General features: G+C 33.0%; 17 protein-coding genes and 1 pseudogene. 12 read left to right on the top strand and 6 right to left on the bottom strand.

Going from position 1 to position 15,490, the window contains the following annotated elements; all coding sequences use genetic code 11:
* Nucleotides 1–64: 64 nt before the first annotated feature.
* Nucleotides 65–1,231, bottom strand: coding sequence for an aminotransferase class I/II-fold pyridoxal phosphate-dependent enzyme (locus JVU85_RS04210; RefSeq protein ID WP_021459101.1), 1,167 nt, complete (start codon nt 1,229–1,231; stop codon nt 65–67).
* A gap of 19 nt (nt 1,232–1,250) precedes the next feature.
* Nucleotides 1,251–1,823: a sodium:solute symporter family transporter gene (locus JVU85_RS04205; RefSeq protein WP_269432112.1), complete on the bottom strand. Its 573-nt coding sequence runs from the start codon at nt 1,821–1,823 to the stop codon at nt 1,251–1,253.
* On the opposite strand from JVU85_RS04205, the pseudogene JVU85_RS14155 reads away from it, so the two are divergent.
* The 3 genes and pseudogenes from JVU85_RS14155 to JVU85_RS04195 all read left to right on the top strand — a co-directional run.
* Nucleotides 1,790–1,870 (top strand): annotated as a pseudogene (locus JVU85_RS14155) (hypothetical protein); the annotation flags it as partial. The gene JVU85_RS04205 and the pseudogene JVU85_RS14155 overlap by 34 nt on opposite strands.
* A gap of 57 nt (nt 1,871–1,927) precedes the next feature.
* On the top strand, nt 1,928–2,089 hold the full coding sequence (locus JVU85_RS13925) for a hypothetical protein (RefSeq protein ID WP_021459099.1): 162 nt from the start codon (nt 1,928–1,930) through the stop codon (nt 2,087–2,089).
* A complete protein-coding gene (locus JVU85_RS04195; protein WP_082435626.1) occupies nt 2,037–2,378 on the top strand; it encodes an LOG family protein in 342 nt (113 codons plus the stop codon). Before JVU85_RS13925 ends, JVU85_RS04195 begins: the two co-directional genes overlap by 53 nt.
* Nucleotides 2,379–2,465: 87 nt before the next feature.
* Here the strand turns inward: JVU85_RS04195 and JVU85_RS04190 are convergent, their stop codons facing one another.
* The gene (locus JVU85_RS04190; protein WP_021459097.1) at nt 2,466–3,752 is read right to left on the bottom strand and encodes an MFS transporter; all 1,287 of its coding nucleotides are present in this window, start codon (nt 3,750–3,752) and stop codon (nt 2,466–2,468) included.
* Nucleotide 3,753: 1 nt separating this feature from the next.
* Nucleotides 3,754–4,512 (bottom strand): glycerophosphodiester phosphodiesterase family protein, encoded by a 759-nt coding sequence (locus JVU85_RS04185; protein ID WP_021459096.1) that lies wholly within the window; start codon nt 4,510–4,512, stop codon nt 3,754–3,756.
* 220 nt (nt 4,513–4,732) lie between these two features.
* On the opposite strand from JVU85_RS04185, the gene JVU85_RS04180 reads away from it, so the two are divergent.
* From JVU85_RS04180 to JVU85_RS04165, 4 genes are all read left to right on the top strand, one after another.
* Nucleotides 4,733–5,005 (top strand): helix-turn-helix domain-containing protein, encoded by a 273-nt coding sequence (locus JVU85_RS04180; protein WP_204172102.1) that lies wholly within the window; start codon nt 4,733–4,735, stop codon nt 5,003–5,005.
* A 27-nt stretch (nt 5,006–5,032) separates the two neighbouring features.
* On the top strand, nt 5,033–5,401 hold the full coding sequence (gene cadC, locus JVU85_RS04175) for a Cd(II)/Pb(II)/Zn(II)-sensing metalloregulatory transcriptional repressor CadC (RefSeq protein ID WP_011304078.1): 369 nt from the start codon (nt 5,033–5,035) through the stop codon (nt 5,399–5,401).
* Nucleotides 5,394–7,811: a cadmium-translocating P-type ATPase CadA gene (locus JVU85_RS04170; protein ID WP_021459094.1), complete on the top strand. Its 2,418-nt coding sequence runs from the start codon at nt 5,394–5,396 to the stop codon at nt 7,809–7,811. The genes cadC and JVU85_RS04170 overlap by 8 nt, the downstream gene beginning before the upstream one ends.
* 104 nt (nt 7,812–7,915) lie before the next feature.
* On the top strand, nt 7,916–8,530 hold the full coding sequence (locus JVU85_RS04165) for a CadD family cadmium resistance transporter (protein WP_002510812.1): 615 nt from the start codon (nt 7,916–7,918) through the stop codon (nt 8,528–8,530).
* Nucleotides 8,531–8,907: 377 nt separating this feature from the next.
* Here JVU85_RS04165 and JVU85_RS04160 read toward each other — a convergent pair whose 3' ends face one another.
* Together JVU85_RS04160 and cstR are read right to left on the bottom strand one after the other, a co-directional pair.
* Nucleotides 8,908–9,663, bottom strand: coding sequence for a sulfite exporter TauE/SafE family protein (locus tag JVU85_RS04160; RefSeq protein ID WP_021459093.1), 756 nt, complete (start codon nt 9,661–9,663; stop codon nt 8,908–8,910).
* Entirely contained in the window at nt 9,663–9,923 is a 261-nt protein-coding gene (gene cstR / locus JVU85_RS04155) for a persulfide-sensing transcriptional repressor CstR (protein WP_002510747.1), read from the bottom strand. Before cstR ends, JVU85_RS04160 begins: the two co-directional genes overlap by 1 nt.
* Before the next feature lie 137 nt (nt 9,924–10,060).
* Between cstR and cstA the strand changes: the two genes are divergently transcribed.
* The 5 genes from cstA to JVU85_RS04130 all read left to right on the top strand — a co-directional run bounded on the left by cstA (nt 10,061) and on the right by JVU85_RS04130 (nt 15,479).
* Nucleotides 10,061–11,128: a persulfide response sulfurtransferase CstA gene (gene cstA, locus JVU85_RS04150; protein WP_021459091.1), complete on the top strand. Its 1,068-nt coding sequence runs from the start codon at nt 10,061–10,063 to the stop codon at nt 11,126–11,128.
* A gap of 30 nt (nt 11,129–11,158) precedes the next feature.
* Entirely contained in the window at nt 11,159–12,493 is a 1,335-nt protein-coding gene (gene cstB / locus JVU85_RS04145; RefSeq protein WP_204172101.1) for a persulfide dioxygenase-sulfurtransferase CstB, read from the top strand.
* A 170-nt stretch (nt 12,494–12,663) separates the two neighbouring features.
* A complete protein-coding gene (locus JVU85_RS04140; RefSeq protein ID WP_021459089.1) occupies nt 12,664–13,257 on the top strand; it encodes a recombinase family protein in 594 nt (197 codons plus the stop codon).
* Complete coding sequence (locus JVU85_RS04135) at nt 13,229–14,671, top strand: Mu transposase C-terminal domain-containing protein (protein ID WP_021459088.1); 1,443 nt, start codon at nt 13,229–13,231, stop codon at nt 14,669–14,671. Before JVU85_RS04140 ends, JVU85_RS04135 begins: the two co-directional genes overlap by 29 nt.
* Nucleotides 14,664–15,479: an AAA family ATPase gene (locus JVU85_RS04130; protein ID WP_204172100.1), complete on the top strand. Its 816-nt coding sequence runs from the start codon at nt 14,664–14,666 to the stop codon at nt 15,477–15,479. Before JVU85_RS04135 ends, JVU85_RS04130 begins: the two co-directional genes overlap by 8 nt.
* The last annotated feature ends 11 nt before the right edge of the window (nt 15,480–15,490 follow it).

Raw genomic sequence — 15,490 nt, 5'->3', positions numbered from 1 at the left:
TATCTACTTGCGATACGTTAAATGATGTTTCAACATAAAATTACAAACAATATTCTTTTGCTTATTAATTTACTTGCTTATCATAGTTTGCTAAAAATCGTTGTAGTCTATCACATGCTTCTGCTATTTCTTGCATAGTACAAGCAAATGACAATCTAATATGTCCCTCACCAAATTGTGAAAATGATTTCCCTGGTACTACGGCTAGTTGCTCACTTTCTAAAAGCTCCGTACAAAATTCAAATGAATTTGGATTATATTGACTAATATCAGGAAAAATATAAAAAGCACCTTCTGGTTTTTCAACAGGTAAACCCATCTTTTGAATTCGACTATATATATAATTACGTCGTTCCACATACGCTTGACTCATTTTTTTAATATCTTCATCACCATGTTTCAATGCGCTGATTGCTCCATATTGACTTGGTGTAGCAACACATATTGAATTATATAAATGTACAGCTGTTACTTGCTCAATTAGATGGGGCGTAGAGAGTACATAACCTATTCTTGCACCCGTTAATGCATGGGATTTAGATAAGCCATTTATTACAAATAGTTGATTGCGAATTGCTGGAAATTCCATAAATGAGCGATGTTTCCGTTCATAAACATTTTCACTGTATATTTCATCGGTAATAATATAAATGCCTGTACCTTTTAGTACATTGACAATCGATGCTATTTCATCATAAGTCAGCGTCGTGCCTGTTGGATTTGTAGGATAATTAAAAATAACTGCTTTCGTCTTTTCAGTAATAGCTTGTTCAAGATTGTTCGCCGTAGGTTTAAAATTTGTAGTTGTGGTATCTACCAATTTAGTATCACAACCTGCTAATTTTATAATAGGTTCATAACCTAAATACGTAGGAGAAGGCAAAATCACTTCATCACCCGGATTTAATATTGTCCTCAATACGTCATCTATACCTTCAGAGCCCCCATTAGTCACGACAATTTCATTTTCAGGATTAAAATATGTTTGATGCCTGTTAAAAGTATATTCTGAAATAGTTTCTCTTAACTCCAACAGACCTTTGTTATGTGTGTAACGTAATTTGTTGTCTGTTATTGCCGCAATCATTGCTTCTTTAATATATTCAGGTGGGTCAAATCCTGATTGCCCTAAGGTTAAATCAATCGTATTTTCATATTGATCAACTTTATTTGCAAATTGACGGGTACCAGGTACTTCAATATCATAAATATATTGATTTAATGGCTTCATCGAAAAACCTCCTTTTATTTCACTCGGTACGCGTTGAATCAATACTATTCTTTTTCTTTGCTACGTTATTATCATAATACGATATACCTAGTAAAGTAAGTGTGTTTAAAATAATCGCATAAATAATTGTTCCGGTTGAACTTGGACCAACAATAATTAAAGATAAAAAAACTGTAATAATACTAACTAGAATTGCCAAAAATGCTGCTCTACCAGTAATCCATTTGAAAAATATTCCTAACATAATTGGCATAAAAATAGCTCCTGTTAAAATAGCATAAGCGATATCGATTGCAACGAGCACTTCTTTAATCGACATTGCAATTACAATGGCAATAATAGCAAGGCACAAAGTCGTTATACGCGTTAATAATAAAAACATTTTGTCCTCGATATTTTTAAAGAAAAACGGCTTTAATAAATCATTGGCAATAATGGTAGCTGATGCGAGTAATGTTCCAGAAGCAGTAGACATAATAGCAGCTGCGAGTGCTGCAAATACAATGCCTAATAAACCGGGTTGTAATGTCTCAAATGCCATATGCATAAATACATTTTGTGTATAAGGAAAATTTAGTTTACTGCGATTTATTTGAACACCTAATATTACACACGCTAATTGCGAAAGAATCTAATGGTATTCATGGACTAGCAGGATATCTTGTATTCATCTTACCCAATATTGAGGAATGGTATGTGAGTGAAATAGATCCTATACTAGAATGGCAAAAGTATTGTAAAGATAAGGCTAACTTATCAAAAGAATATACTGAACAATTATTAATAGAGATTGATAAAAAAGTAAATAATACTGATATGTATAAACAATATAAACAAGAAATATCTAAAAATATCTAAATTCATAGAATTAGGGCAAGCTTGCATAGCTCTTCCTGGGGGCCCAGGTACTTTGGAAGAAATAACAGAAGTGATATCTTGGGCAGGTGTTGGCAAAAATGATAGTCCTTGTATATTCTATAACATAAACAGTTATTATCATCCAATGGAAAATATGTATGATGACATGGTTAAAAATGGCTTTTTAACTATAACTGATAGAGAAAAAACACTTTTTAGTAATTCTTTAGATTCTATAGAAGAATTTATTTCTAATTATGAAAAACCAGTAGTACGTAGTTATAAATAAAAAGCAGCGATAATTATCGCTGCTTTTTTAATACCTTTGAAACCTCGTTTATTGCAGTGGTGGAGTAAAAAAGTACACCTAATTCACTTATATAGTATTTCCGCTTTTTCGTTTGTTAATAATAACTAATAATAAGGAGGATAAACTACCTAAAATAGCTATTCCTATACCTATTTTAAATATCAATTCGTAAGCAACGATTTTATCATCAGAATACAAATCAAGTAATGACCCATTCATGGTATAAACCCAAAATATTGGAGCGTAAGCAACAAAAGATCCTATGCTCATTGCAGACCCCATATATTTCTCAGGTATCTTAAGTTCTGCTATCGGAGCTAAAATAACGCTTTTAGATAAAAAGGTAGTTACTGAGAATAAGATTAAAAGTACAAAACTGAAAATCATATCCACTTTAAAAAATACAACAATCGATAATGTGACAGCCGAAATTAATAAAGCAACAGAAATCATTTTAGATGAGGATTTAAAAACGAAATCTGAAACAACTCCAGCTACAAGCCCCATTAAAACGCCCATTAAACCAGTATTAAAAATCCCAAATAATGCTGTTTGCGACGTCGATAAATTATACATGTTTTGTAAATATGGGACACTATAGATTAAAATTATGTAACACCAATATATAGTTAAAGCACTGATTGAAGCAAGCCAAACCTTTGGTTTTGAGAAAACAAAAAAGATTCCCTTAAGCGCTTCGAGTGACTTATTTGATGTATCACTTTCATTGATTTCTCCCTCTACGGCTATACCATTCTTAGGTACATACTTAATAATTAAGAAAATAAGAGGTATTATTAATAAATTATATATCAACATACCTCCTTTAAATATAATAAGTCCACTAAAGAGTGCCATAACAGCAACGATTAATAAATTCATTAGCATTTCTTCTGCTCGTCTCACCGATTCTAAGAGACCAAAACCGAGTGCACGTTTATTTTCGTTAGTAAATAAAGTAACTCCATTTAATACTGCTGGCCAAAAGAAAGCGTCCACTATTCCCCATATAATGGCAATTATTTTTAAAATACTAAATGAGGGAGAAAACATTATTACGACAGTCATGGTAACAAAGCGAACGACCAAACCAAAAATTAATATAGATTTAACAGAAAACCTGTTGTTTATCCATCCGCCAGGTATATAGAAAAATACAGATATACCAATTAAACTAAATATAACGCCTAACTCTGAATTAGATATGTTCAAAACTTCAAGTAATAAATTGTAAAAAGTTCCTTTGAAGGCTTCAAAACCTGAGTATATAAGTTGTCCTGCTGTTAAAACAGAAAAGAAACCTACTAGGTCTTTTCTATTTTTTAAGCCTAATTTTTCAATTAACATATTCATATTACTGCACCGTTTCTTCCGAACTTAGGTGTAGTAACTCATTGGCTATATCTGTAAATATGCCGTTTACGCCCCAATTAAACAGTTCGTTAGCTCTTTCTTTATCGTTTACTGTCCAAACATTTAAAGTATAACCTTGAGTAATAATATGATTAACCTTTTCTTTTGTTAATCCTTTATCCTCTATATGTATAGTTTTAGATCCTAAATAATCGACGATTGATTGCCAATCTGGATAAAATGCATGTTCTTCAAATAAAACAGCTCTTTCAACTTCAGGCAATGATTCTTGAGCTAATTTTAATAACGTAAAATTAAAACTAGATATAAGCACTTTAATATTGTCATTCAATAAACCAAGATTTTCTTTTAAAAGTTGGATTAACTTTTTCGATTGGTTTACACTATTATTGCCTGTAACACCTTTCAATTCAATATTCACATTAAGATCATATTTGTTTACAATATCGATTAATTGTTTGAATGTAGGAACTGTTTCTTTATTGTATTGTTCCCCGAACCATAGTCCAGCTGAAGCATTTTTAATATCTTCATAATATGATTTAGATACTTCACCCGTCGTGTTTGTTGTTCTATCTAAAAAGTCATCATGTATAATAATTAATTCTTCATCAGCTGTAATAGCTATATCTATTTCTATCCAATTTAAACTATCAATTTCCCCACATTTTACAAAAGAAGCTAATGTATTCTCTGGTTTGATTTTAGGTAAACCTCGATGTGCAAATATTGTATTCATTTATAAGACTCCTTATTATTTTATTCGACAATATATGATACTACATTATGTAAACGCGTCCAACACCTTTTTCAAAATTTGTTAATAATGTTCAATTTATATTTAACATTATTAACAAAGAGGGCATATAGAAACAAATTAATAATATAAAAAAGACTTCTTAGAATTGATGTGCACCCCAATAGTTAGATTTTTAGTCTAACTTTTGGGGTGTATTTTTATGGGTAAACATTATAAATATGAATTTAAATTAAAGGTAGTTCAAGAATATTTAAATAGTTCATTAGGTTATAGAGCATTAGCAAAGAAATATGAAATATCGACTAAAAGTTTAATCGAAAGATGGATTGCACAATATAAAGAATTTGGACCCGAAGGGTTAAGTAAACGTTCGTTTTTGAGACTAGAATTTTATGCCCTACTTACTTCTTTTATTTTCATTCAAATATTTGCTTACATGATGAGTCGAAAATGTTATAATATATTCAAATAAATATTTGAATGAAGATGGGATGATAATATGAAAAAGAAAGATACTTGTGAAATTTTTTGTTATGACGAAGAAAAGGTTAATCGAATACAAGGGGATTTACAAACAGTTGATATTTCTGGTGTTAGCCAAATGTTAAAGGCTATTGCCGATGAAAATAGAGCAAAAATTACTTACGCTCTGTGTCAGGATGAAGAGTTGTGTGTTTGTGATATAGCAAATATCTTAGGTGTTACGATAGCAAATGCATCTCATCATTTACGTACGCTTTATAAGCAAGGGGTGGTCAACTTTAGAAAAGAAGGAAAACTAGCTTTCTATTCTTTAGATGATGAACATATCAGGCAGATAATGATGATCGCCCTAGCACATAAGAAAGAAGTGAAGGTCAATGTCTGAACAAAAGGTTAAACTAATGGAAGAAGAAATGAACGTCTATCGGGTCCAAGGATTTTCATGTGCAAATTGTGCAGGAAAGTTTGAGAAAAATGTTAAAAAGATTCCAGGCGTTCAGGACGCAAAAGTAAATTTTGGAGCTTCAAAAATTGATGTCTTCGGCAGTGCAACTGTTGAAGAACTAGAAAAGGCTGGTGCTTTTGAAAATCTTAAAGTGGCACCAGAGAAACCTAAAAGACGGGTAGAACCTGTGGTAATTAAAGATAAAAACGTTTACCGTGTGGAAGGATTTTCCTGCGCAAATTGTGCGGGGAAGTTTGAAAAAAATGTAAAACAAATAGCTGGAGTTGAGGATGCAAAAGTAAACTTTGGCGCTTCTAAAATTGATGTATATGGAAATGCATCGGTTGAAGAACTTGAAAAAGCAGGTGCTTTTGAGAATCTAAAAGTATCTCCTGAAAAACTAGCGAATCAAACGATACAAAGGGTTAAAGATGACACTAAGGCTCATAAAGAAGAGAAAACACCATTTTATAAAAAACATAGTACATTGCTGTTTGCCACACTACTAATTGCTTTTGGTTACCTTTCTCACTTTGTAAATGGAGAAGATAACCTCGTAACTTCCATGTTATTTGTAGGTTCTATTGTAATTGGCGGATATTCATTATTTAAAGTCGGTTTTCAAAATTTGATACGCTTTGATTTCGACATGAAAACCCTGATGACCGTTGCCGTTATTGGAGCTACCATTATTGGTGAATGGGCAGAGGCATCTATTGTTGTTATTCTCTTTGCAATCAGTGAAGCACTTGAACGCTTCTCTATGGACAGAGCAAGACAATCCATACGTTCATTGATGGATATCGCCCCAAAAGAAGCACTAGTTAGACGAAATGGTCAGGAAATAATAATCCATGTGGACGATATCGCTGTGGGTGATATCATGATTGTCAAACCAGGGGAGAAAATTGCCATGGATGGAATCATTGTGAATGGCTTGTCGGCTGTCAATCAGGCAGCTATAACAGGAGAATCTGTTCCCGTCTCCAAAGCGGTAGATGACGAAGTATTTGCAGGTACGCTTAACGAAGAGGGACTAATTGAAGTAAAAATCACCAAATACGTAGAAGATACAACCATTGCCAAGATTATTCATCTTGTTGAAGAAGCACAAGGGGAGCGTGCTCCAGCCCAAGCATTCGTTGATAAATTTGCGAAATACTACACTCCGATCATTATGGTTATTGCAGCCTTGGTTGCAGTCGTTCCACCCCTATTCTTTGGTGGCAGTTGGGATACATGGGTTTATCAAGGATTAGCAGTTCTTGTAGTTGGATGTCCTTGTGCATTAGTTATTTCTACTCCAATCTCGATTGTCTCGGCAATTGGAAATGCAGCGAAAAAAGGTGTGTTGGTTAAAGGTGGTGTCTATCTCGAGAAATTAGGAGCCATTAAGACAGTCGCATTTGATAAAACAGGAACACTGACAAAAGGTGTACCAGTGGTAACAGATTTTGAAGTATTAAATGACCAAGTGGAAGAAAAAGAGCTATTCTCTACCATTACAGCTTTAGAATATCGTTCACAACATCCACTTGCTTCAGCAATAATGAAAAAGGCAGAGCAAGATAATATCCCTTATTCTAATGTACAAGTGGAAGAATTCACTTCGATTACTGGGCGAGGTATAAAAGGGATTGTAAACGGAACTACTTACTATATTGGAAGCCCAAAACTTTTCAAGGAATTAAATGTTTCCGATTTTAGCCTTGGGTTTGAAAACAATGTGAAAATCCTACAAAACCAAGGAAAAACAGCCATGATTATTGGAACGGAAAAAACAATTCTCGGCGTAATTGCCGTTGCAGATGAGGTTCGTGAAACAAGTAAAAATGTGATTCAAAAACTTCATCAGTTAGGTATCAAGCAAACAATTATGCTGACAGGTGATAATCAAGGTACTGCAAATGCAATCGGTACACATGTAGGCGTTTCTGATATTCAGTCTGAATTGATGCCACAGGATAAATTAGATTATATTAAAAAAATGCAATCGGAGTATGATAATGTAGCTATGATTGGCGATGGCGTTAATGATGCTCCAGCACTTGCTGCATCTACTGTTGGAATTGCAATGGGCGGTGCTGGAACGGATACTGCAATTGAAACAGCTGATATTGCATTAATGGGAGATGATTTAAGTAAGCTTCCATTTGCAGTAAGACTCAGTCGAAAAACTTTAAATATCATTAAAGCTAACATCACTTTTGCTATCGGAATTAAAATAATTGCCTTACTATTAGTTATCCCGGGATGGTTAACCCTTTGGATAGCGATTCTTTCCGATATGGGAGCTACTATTTTGGTAGCATTAAATAGTTTACGACTGATGAGAGTGAAGGATAAATAGGTAGAAAACAGAATAGTAAGGTCACGCTGTGCGCAATTCAAGGGGGGCTTTTCAATTTGAAGAAAAGTCCTACCCCTAAAATATAAAATATTGGAGATGGAAAAATGATCGCAACGATACTTACAGCAGCTGCGGTATATGTAGCAACAGGAATTGATTATCTCGTTATATTAATTCTTTTGTTTTCGCAAGTAAAAAAAGGTCAGGTGAAACATATTTGGATAGGACAATATATAGGGACTGCAATTGTTATAGGAGCAAGTCTTTTAGTTGCACAGGGGGTTGTAAATTTAATTCCTCAGCAATGGGTTATCGGACTACTTGGGCTTTTACCACTTTACTTAGGTGTGAAAATGTGGATTAAAGGAGAAGAGGATGAAGATGAAAGTAGTATTTTATCTTTATTCTCCTCTGGAAAATTTAATCAGTTATTTTTGACGATGACTTTCATCGTATTAGCTTCCAGTGCGGATGACTTTTCGATTTATATACCGTACTTCACGACCTTAAATATGTCTGAAATCTTTATTGCTGTTATTGTCTTTATGATTACGGTTGCTGTTTTATGTTATGTCAGCTATCGCTTAGCTTCCTTAGATTTTGTATCAGAAAAAATTGAGAAATATGAACGTTGGATTGTACCTATTGTATTCATTGGGTTAGGGATTTATATATTGTTTGAAAATGGTACATTTAACGCTTTATTCTCATTTCTTTAACAATCGGAACGCTTTCTCTAATAAGAATCAGCGCTCGTTTGACATATAAGACCGCCTTTTGGGAGTCACGATAGAAGTCCAATTTCTTAATTTTAGAACTGAGAAATTGGACTTCTATATACCTCCTGACTCTAACCTTATTAACTTGTAATGCAAAATAACGATTAAAATAGGTGCAAAATAACTCCTAAAGTGACAAGCTAAGTGTCACTTCACTTGATATATGAGAATATTTTTATCTAATAAATGAGAAAGACAACGTACATTTTTAAATAGTACGTTGTCTTTCTGTGTCAATTTACTTGCTATATGAGAATTTTTTAACTTTATAAATAAGAAAGAGAAGTACAAATATTAGTTGTACTTCTCTTTCTTATTTATAAAACAATTTGAATAATCGCAATAATAATTAAAATACTGATGATCCACTTTTGTACAAAACTAGGGACTTTTTTACCTAATTTTAAACCTAACGGAGCGAAAATAATACTCCCTATTATTAAAAATAACGCATCTTCTAAAGGAATGTAACCTTGTATAAGTTTAATGATAAAGGCGCCAATTGAAGATATAAAAGCAATTACTATACTATTAGCAACCACCGTATTCATTGGTAATTTGAATAAAACTAGCAATATAGGAATAATAATAAAAGCGCCGCCTGCTCCAACTATACCTGAAATGATACCAACGAAAAGACCAACCATAACTAATAATGCTTTGTTAAAGGAAGACTGATTTAAATTCGGTTTTACGTTAATAAACATTAAAATTAATGCGAGTAAAGCAATGATAATATATATCGTATTTACAAATGCAGCATTAAATAAATTTGCTAGGAGTGCGCCTAACATGCTCCCTGTAATCATACCTCCACTCATATAAATAACTAATGGTGGGGAGAATTCGGTTTTTTTTCGCGCTTTTAATGACCCACTTAAAGTACTGAAAAAGACTTGACTGGAAGTAAGTCCTGATGCGATGTATGCACTGTATGCAGGAACGCCAAATAGTGGTGGTAATAATAAAATGGCCGGATAAATAATGATAGCACCACCTATACCTACTAGGCCCGAAATAAAGCCCCCGAACACCCCAATAAGTAACATCATAATAACAGTTGAAATATCCATTATTTACTTTTTACCAATAAGTTAACGGCTTCATTAATCAATTCTTCAGAATTTTCACCATTATCCTCTGCTGCTTTTACACATTCTATTAAATTTTCACTAATGATAATTCCCATCAAACGTTGGATTGAACTTTTTGATGCACTGATTTGAGTAATGACATCTTTACAATCTTTTTCTTCTTCCATCATTTTAATAACGCCATTGAGTTGTCCTTGTATTCTATTAATACGATTAATCATTTTTTTATCATAATTCATAGTTATTTCCTCCACTTTTAATTGAATAAAGTCATAATAAGGGATAAAAGCAAAAATGTCAAATACCCCCTATGGTATTTGACATAATATAAATGATTAGTTAAGATACCCCTATAGGTATTTATTAGGAGGTTACTATGAATCAATATAACGAAAAGCATATCAATAATTTCAGTAAACAAGAATTAGAAAAATTAGGCGCACAAGGTCAACTGATTGACGTTAGAACACAAGAAGAATTTGAGCTTGCACACATAAATGGTGCGACATTACATCCTGTAGATAAGATTGAATCGTTCAATAAAGATAAAAACACAACCTATTTTGTACACTGTAAAAGTGGTACCAGAAGTGCTAAAGCGAGCGAATATTTAGCTGAACAAGGCTACGACATTGTTAATTTAGACGGTGGCTATAAAGCGTATGAAGCAAAAAACGACGATGATAATACATTCGAAGAAAATACTAATGTAGAAATTAAAGCAGAGCGTAAACAATTTAACTATAGTGGTCTTCAATGTCCAGGTCCAATTGTAAACATCAGTAAAGAAGTGAAAAATATTGAAGTAGGCGAGCAAATAGAGGTTACAGTCACAGATCCTGGATTCCTTAGTGACATTAAAAGCTGGGTCAAACAAACAGGACATACGTTAGTTAAACTGGATGAAGGTAATAATGGAATTAATGCCATTATTCAAAAAGAAAAACCAAAAGACTTGGAAGTGAACCATACTGCCAAAGGTACTACAATTGTGCTATTTAGTGGTGAGTTAGATAAAGCAGTGGCAGCAATGATTATTGCGAATGGTGCTAAAGCTGCAGGAAGAGATGTAACCATCTTCTTTACTTTCTGGGGACTTAACGCGTTGAAAAAAGCGCAAACAGTTAACGTTAAAAAGAAAGGTATCGCAAAAATGTTTGATTTTATGTTGCCAAAAACACCTTTGAAAATGCCACTCTCTAAAATGAATATGTTCGGTTTAGGTAATATCATGATGCGCTACGTAATGAAAAAGAAAAACGTTGATTCATTACCATCACTCATTAATCAAGCGATAGCTCAAGATATTAAATTAATCGCATGTACCATGAGCATGGATGTCATGGGCATTACAAAAGAAGAATTAAGAGATGAAGTTGAGTACGGCGGTGTAGGCACTTATATAGGTGATACTGAAAACGCGAGTCATAATTTATTTATTTAATTAAATCTATCAAAATAAGGAGTTCTTTATATGTTTTTCAAACAATTTTACGATAACAATTTATCTCAAGCATCTTATTTAGTTGGCTGTCAACGCACAGGAGAGGCAATAATAATTGATCCTGTACGTGACTTAACAAAATATTTGGAAGTTGCAGATAGTGAAGGTTTTACAATTACACAAGCTGCAGAAACCCATATTCACGCTGATTTTGCTTCAGGCATTAGAGATGTGGCAGAACAATTAGATGCAAACGTATATGTATCTGGAGAAGGTGACGATGAATTAAGTTATCGTAATATGCCAGAACAAACACATTTTGTTAAACATCAAGATATTATTCATGTAGGTAACATTAAATTAGAAGTATTGCATACACCTGGTCATACCCCTGAGAGTATTAGTTTCTTACTCACTGATGAAGGGGGCGGCTCAAGTGTTCCAATGGGCTTGTTTAGTGGCGATTTTGTTTTTGTAGGTGATATTGGGAGACCGGATTTACTAGAAAAGTCAGTTCAAATGGAAGGCTCTACAGAAGTTAGTGCGAAACAAATGTATCAATCTATAGAAAGTATTAAAGATTTACCAGATTATCTTCAAATTTGGCCAGGGCACGGTGCTGGAAGTCCTTGTGGTAAGGCATTAGGTGCGGTACCAATGTCTACGCTAGGTTATGAAAAAATAAATAACTGGGCGTTTAATGAAACTGATGAAAGCAAGTTCATTGAAACGTTAACATCAAATCAACCAGCACCACCCCATCACTTTGCACAGATGAAAAAAATTAATCAGTTTGGTATGAACATGTATCAACCATACGACGTTTTTCCTAGTTTAGATAATGCAAGAAGAGCCTTTGATCTTCGTAGTAAAGAAGCCTTTCATGGTGGTCATACTGAAGGTACAATCAATATTCCCTACAACCAAAACTTCATTAACCAAATCGGTTGGTATTTAGACTATGAAAATAGTATAGATTTAATTGGTGATAAATCTACCGTTGAGCAAGCAACACATACTTTACAATTAATTGGCTTTGATAATGTAGCAGGTTATCGTTTACCAAAATCAGAAATTTTAACCCAATCCATCCATAGCGTTGATATGACTGGTAAAGAAGAATATATACTTGACGTACGTAATGAAAAAGAGTGGAATAATGGGCACTTAGATCAAGCAGTCAATATTCCGCACGGTAAATTATTAAATGAAAATATTCCATTTAATAAAGAGGATAAAATATACGTACATTGTCAGTCAGGTGTTAGAAGTTCAATCGCCGTGGGTATCTTAGAAAACAAAGGATTTGAAAATGTCGTAAATATTAGAGAAGGCTATCAAGATTTTCCAGAATCATTAAAATAATTTAAGAGTGTACAGAAAATGACCATTTTCTGTACACTCTCTTTTTATGTCGAAATAAGTGAGTATTACATATATTTTCGTGTTCAAAAACCCAACAAAAAATCTATGTTCACAAAAGACCTTGAAATTAAGTTATGGTACACTGGATATGTATATAGGAGGGTTGTATTTTGAAAATAGGTTATGCAAGAGTTTCAACTGGATTACAAAATTTGAATTTACAGGAGGATCGATTAAACGCATATGGTTGTGAAAAGATATTTAGCGACCATATTAGTGGTTCAAAAAGTAAAAGGCCTGGTTTAGATAAAGCAATTGAATTTGCGAGATCAGGAGACACGATTGTTGTTTGGAGACTAGATAGACTAGGACGTAACATGGAAGATTTAATCACATTAGTTAATGAACTTAACGAACGAGGCGTGAGTTTTCATAGTTTAGAAGAAAATATAACTATGGATAAATCAAGTTCTACAGGACAATTATTATTTCATTTATTCGCAGCGTTTGCAGAATTTGAACGTAACTTAATTTTAGAACGTTCTTCGGCTGGTCGAATTGCAGCTCGTGCCAGAGGACGTTATGGTGGAAGACCTGAAAAATTAAGTAATCAAGATTTGAATTTACTCAAAACACTTTATGATAATGGTACACCAATTAAGACAATTGCAGAACAATGGCAAGTTTCACGCACAACAATTTATCGTTACCTCAATAAATTGGAGGAAAAGGAAGATGAAAAACAAGGAGAAATACCTCACTAATTTTTCTGAAACCAAGCGTAAAGAGGCTATACAAAAGTACGATGTTATTAAACCTTTTATTTTAGGAAACAAATCCTTATCAAGTATTTCTAAAAATACAGGCATTGCGTTAAGTACACTTTATGGGTGGAATAAGTTATATAAAGAACAAGGGCTTAAGGGGCTAATTTATACAACAAGAACCGATAAAGGGACACGTAAAATAGAACCAAAGATAATTGATGAAATTGAACGCCTTGCACTTAAAAATAAAAGAAATAGTATTGCTACAATTCATAGGAAAATCGCTAATTATTGTAAAGAGAATAATTTTGATCCACCAAATTATAAACAAGTTTACAGTGTTATTAAAACAATACCTAAGTCTGTGGTTGATTTTTCTCATCATGGCGAAAAATATTATCAAAATAAGTACGACTTAATACAAATAAGAGAATCATCAAGGCCAAATGAAATATGGCAAGCTGACCATACTTTGCTAGATATCTATATATTAGATCAAAAAGGTAATATCAATAGACCCTGGTTAACCATTATTATGGATGATTATAGTCGTGCAATTGCAGGCTATTTTTTAACTTTCGATAGCCCCAATTCCAAAAATACAGCACTAACACTACATCAAGCCATTTGGAGTAAGAGTAATACAAGCTGGCCGATATGTGGTATTCCTGAAAAATTTTATACTGACCATGGAAGTGATTTTACTTCACACCATATGGAACAAGTCGCTGTTGATTTGAAAATTAATTTAATGTTTTCAAAAGTTGGAGTACCAAGAGGTCGTGGGAAAATAGAACGATTCTTTCAAACTGTTAATCAAATCTTCTTAGAACAACTTCCTGGATATATAAATAATAACGATACACTTAGTTATTTAATTGATTTTCAAAATTTCGAAGAAAAATTACGATACTTTTTAATTGAAGATTATAATCAAAAAGAACACAGTGCTATCCAGAGTACTCCTATCAATCGTTGGAACAGTAATCATTTTTTCCCTAATATGCCAAGCAGTTTAGAACAACTTGATTTATTATTATTAGAAATACCTAAATCCAGGAAAATTCATTCAGATGGCATTCATTTTCAAGGCTTTAGATACAGTAATACGAATCTAGCTGCTTATGTAGGTGAGTATGTACTGATTCGTTACAATCCTAATGATATGGCTGAAATACGCGTTTTTTATAGAGATGAGTTTCTTTGTACTGCTATATCTCCTGATTTAGCTGATTATTCAATTGATATAAAAGATATACAACACGCACGTAGTCAGAGAAGAAAACACTTAAAACAAAACATTGTTAGCCCAAGTACCACTGATTTAATAAAGGAAGAAAAGAATTATGGTTATTCACCTCAAGAAACGACTAAAAACGTCAAAAAATTAAAGAGGTATCGTAATGACTAAAAATCAAAATTTCATTGAAACGAAAGAGTATAAACGCTTTGCTGAATTTTGTGATGCTTGTATTAAATATCAGTATATTGGTATATGTTATGGTCAACCAGGTGTGGGTAAAACATTATCTTCACGATATTATACCAATTGGGATATTATTGAAAACCAGGTTAACCATAGGGGCTGGAAAGATTTAGCTAATAAAACAACGGACGATATATTATCTGTAGACAAAATATTTTATACTGCACCAGCAGAAAAGCAAACAAGATTGAGTAGTGACTTACACAGTATTAATGGAAGTATTGATTTGGGTCAAAAATTACATGTTTTAAATAAATACGAGCATGAATATAGTGAAAATTTTAGTGATGCATTCCAAGACATTGAACTCATTATAATAGATGAAATTGATAGACTTAAAGTGCAACATTTAGAGCAATTAAGATTTATCTATGATGAACGTGACCTAGCAATGGTATTCATTGGTATGCCAGGTATTGAGAAAAAACTATCTCGTTATCCTCAACTATATTCTCGTATAGGTTTTGCACATGAATTCGATAATTTAAGCAAGGATGAAACACATCATATATTAGAGTATAAGTGGCAAGATCTAGGAGTTGATTTAAAACTTGAATACTTCACTGACTATGAAGCCATAACAACCATTATTAAAATTACTAAGGGGAATTTTAGACTTATTCATCGCTTATTTGCACAAATAGATAGAATTATGGATATAAATGGCTTAGATAAAATCAGTACTGAAGTTGTAGAAACAGCGAGAGATAGTTTAGTTATAGGAATTCGATAACAGAAAGACAA

The organism is Staphylococcus sp. GDY8P72P (assembly GCF_016890655.1).
In the GTDB taxonomy this organism is placed as follows: Bacteria; Bacillota; Bacilli; order Staphylococcales; family Staphylococcaceae; genus Staphylococcus; species Staphylococcus arlettae.
Note: the sequence above shows the minus strand (reverse complement) of the source record. Positions and strands in the feature narration are given on the sequence as shown.

Excerpts from the sequence above, each read along its gene's own strand:
- JVU85_RS04185 (WP_021459096.1), bottom strand. The coding sequence starts at position 4,512 with ATGAATACAATATTTGCACATCGAGGTTTACCTAAAATCAAACCAGAG.
- cadC (WP_011304078.1), top strand. The coding sequence starts at position 5,033 with ATGAAAAAGAAAGATACTTGTGAAATTTTTTGTTATGACGAAGAAAAG.
- JVU85_RS04160 (WP_021459093.1), bottom strand. The coding sequence starts at position 9,663 with ATGGATATTTCAACTGTTATTATGATGTTACTTATTGGGGTGTTCGGG.
- JVU85_RS04135 (WP_021459088.1), top strand. The coding sequence starts at position 13,229 with ATGAAAAACAAGGAGAAATACCTCACTAATTTTTCTGAAACCAAGCGT.
- cstR (WP_002510747.1), bottom strand. The coding sequence starts at position 9,923 with ATGAATTATGATAAAAAAATGATTAATCGTATTAATAGAATACAAGGA.
- JVU85_RS04210 (WP_021459101.1), bottom strand. The coding sequence starts at position 1,231 with ATGAAGCCATTAAATCAATATATTTATGATATTGAAGTACCTGGTACC.
- cstB (WP_204172101.1), top strand. The coding sequence starts at position 11,159 with ATGTTTTTCAAACAATTTTACGATAACAATTTATCTCAAGCATCTTAT.
- JVU85_RS04130 (WP_204172100.1), top strand. The coding sequence starts at position 14,664 with ATGACTAAAAATCAAAATTTCATTGAAACGAAAGAGTATAAACGCTTT.
- JVU85_RS04170 (WP_021459094.1), top strand. The coding sequence starts at position 5,394 with ATGTCTGAACAAAAGGTTAAACTAATGGAAGAAGAAATGAACGTCTAT.
- JVU85_RS04165 (WP_002510812.1), top strand. The coding sequence starts at position 7,916 with ATGATCGCAACGATACTTACAGCAGCTGCGGTATATGTAGCAACAGGA.
- cstA (WP_021459091.1), top strand. The coding sequence starts at position 10,061 with ATGAATCAATATAACGAAAAGCATATCAATAATTTCAGTAAACAAGAA.
- JVU85_RS04190 (WP_021459097.1), bottom strand. The coding sequence starts at position 3,752 with ATGAATATGTTAATTGAAAAATTAGGCTTAAAAAATAGAAAAGACCTA.
- JVU85_RS04180 (WP_204172102.1), top strand. The coding sequence starts at position 4,733 with ATGGGTAAACATTATAAATATGAATTTAAATTAAAGGTAGTTCAAGAA.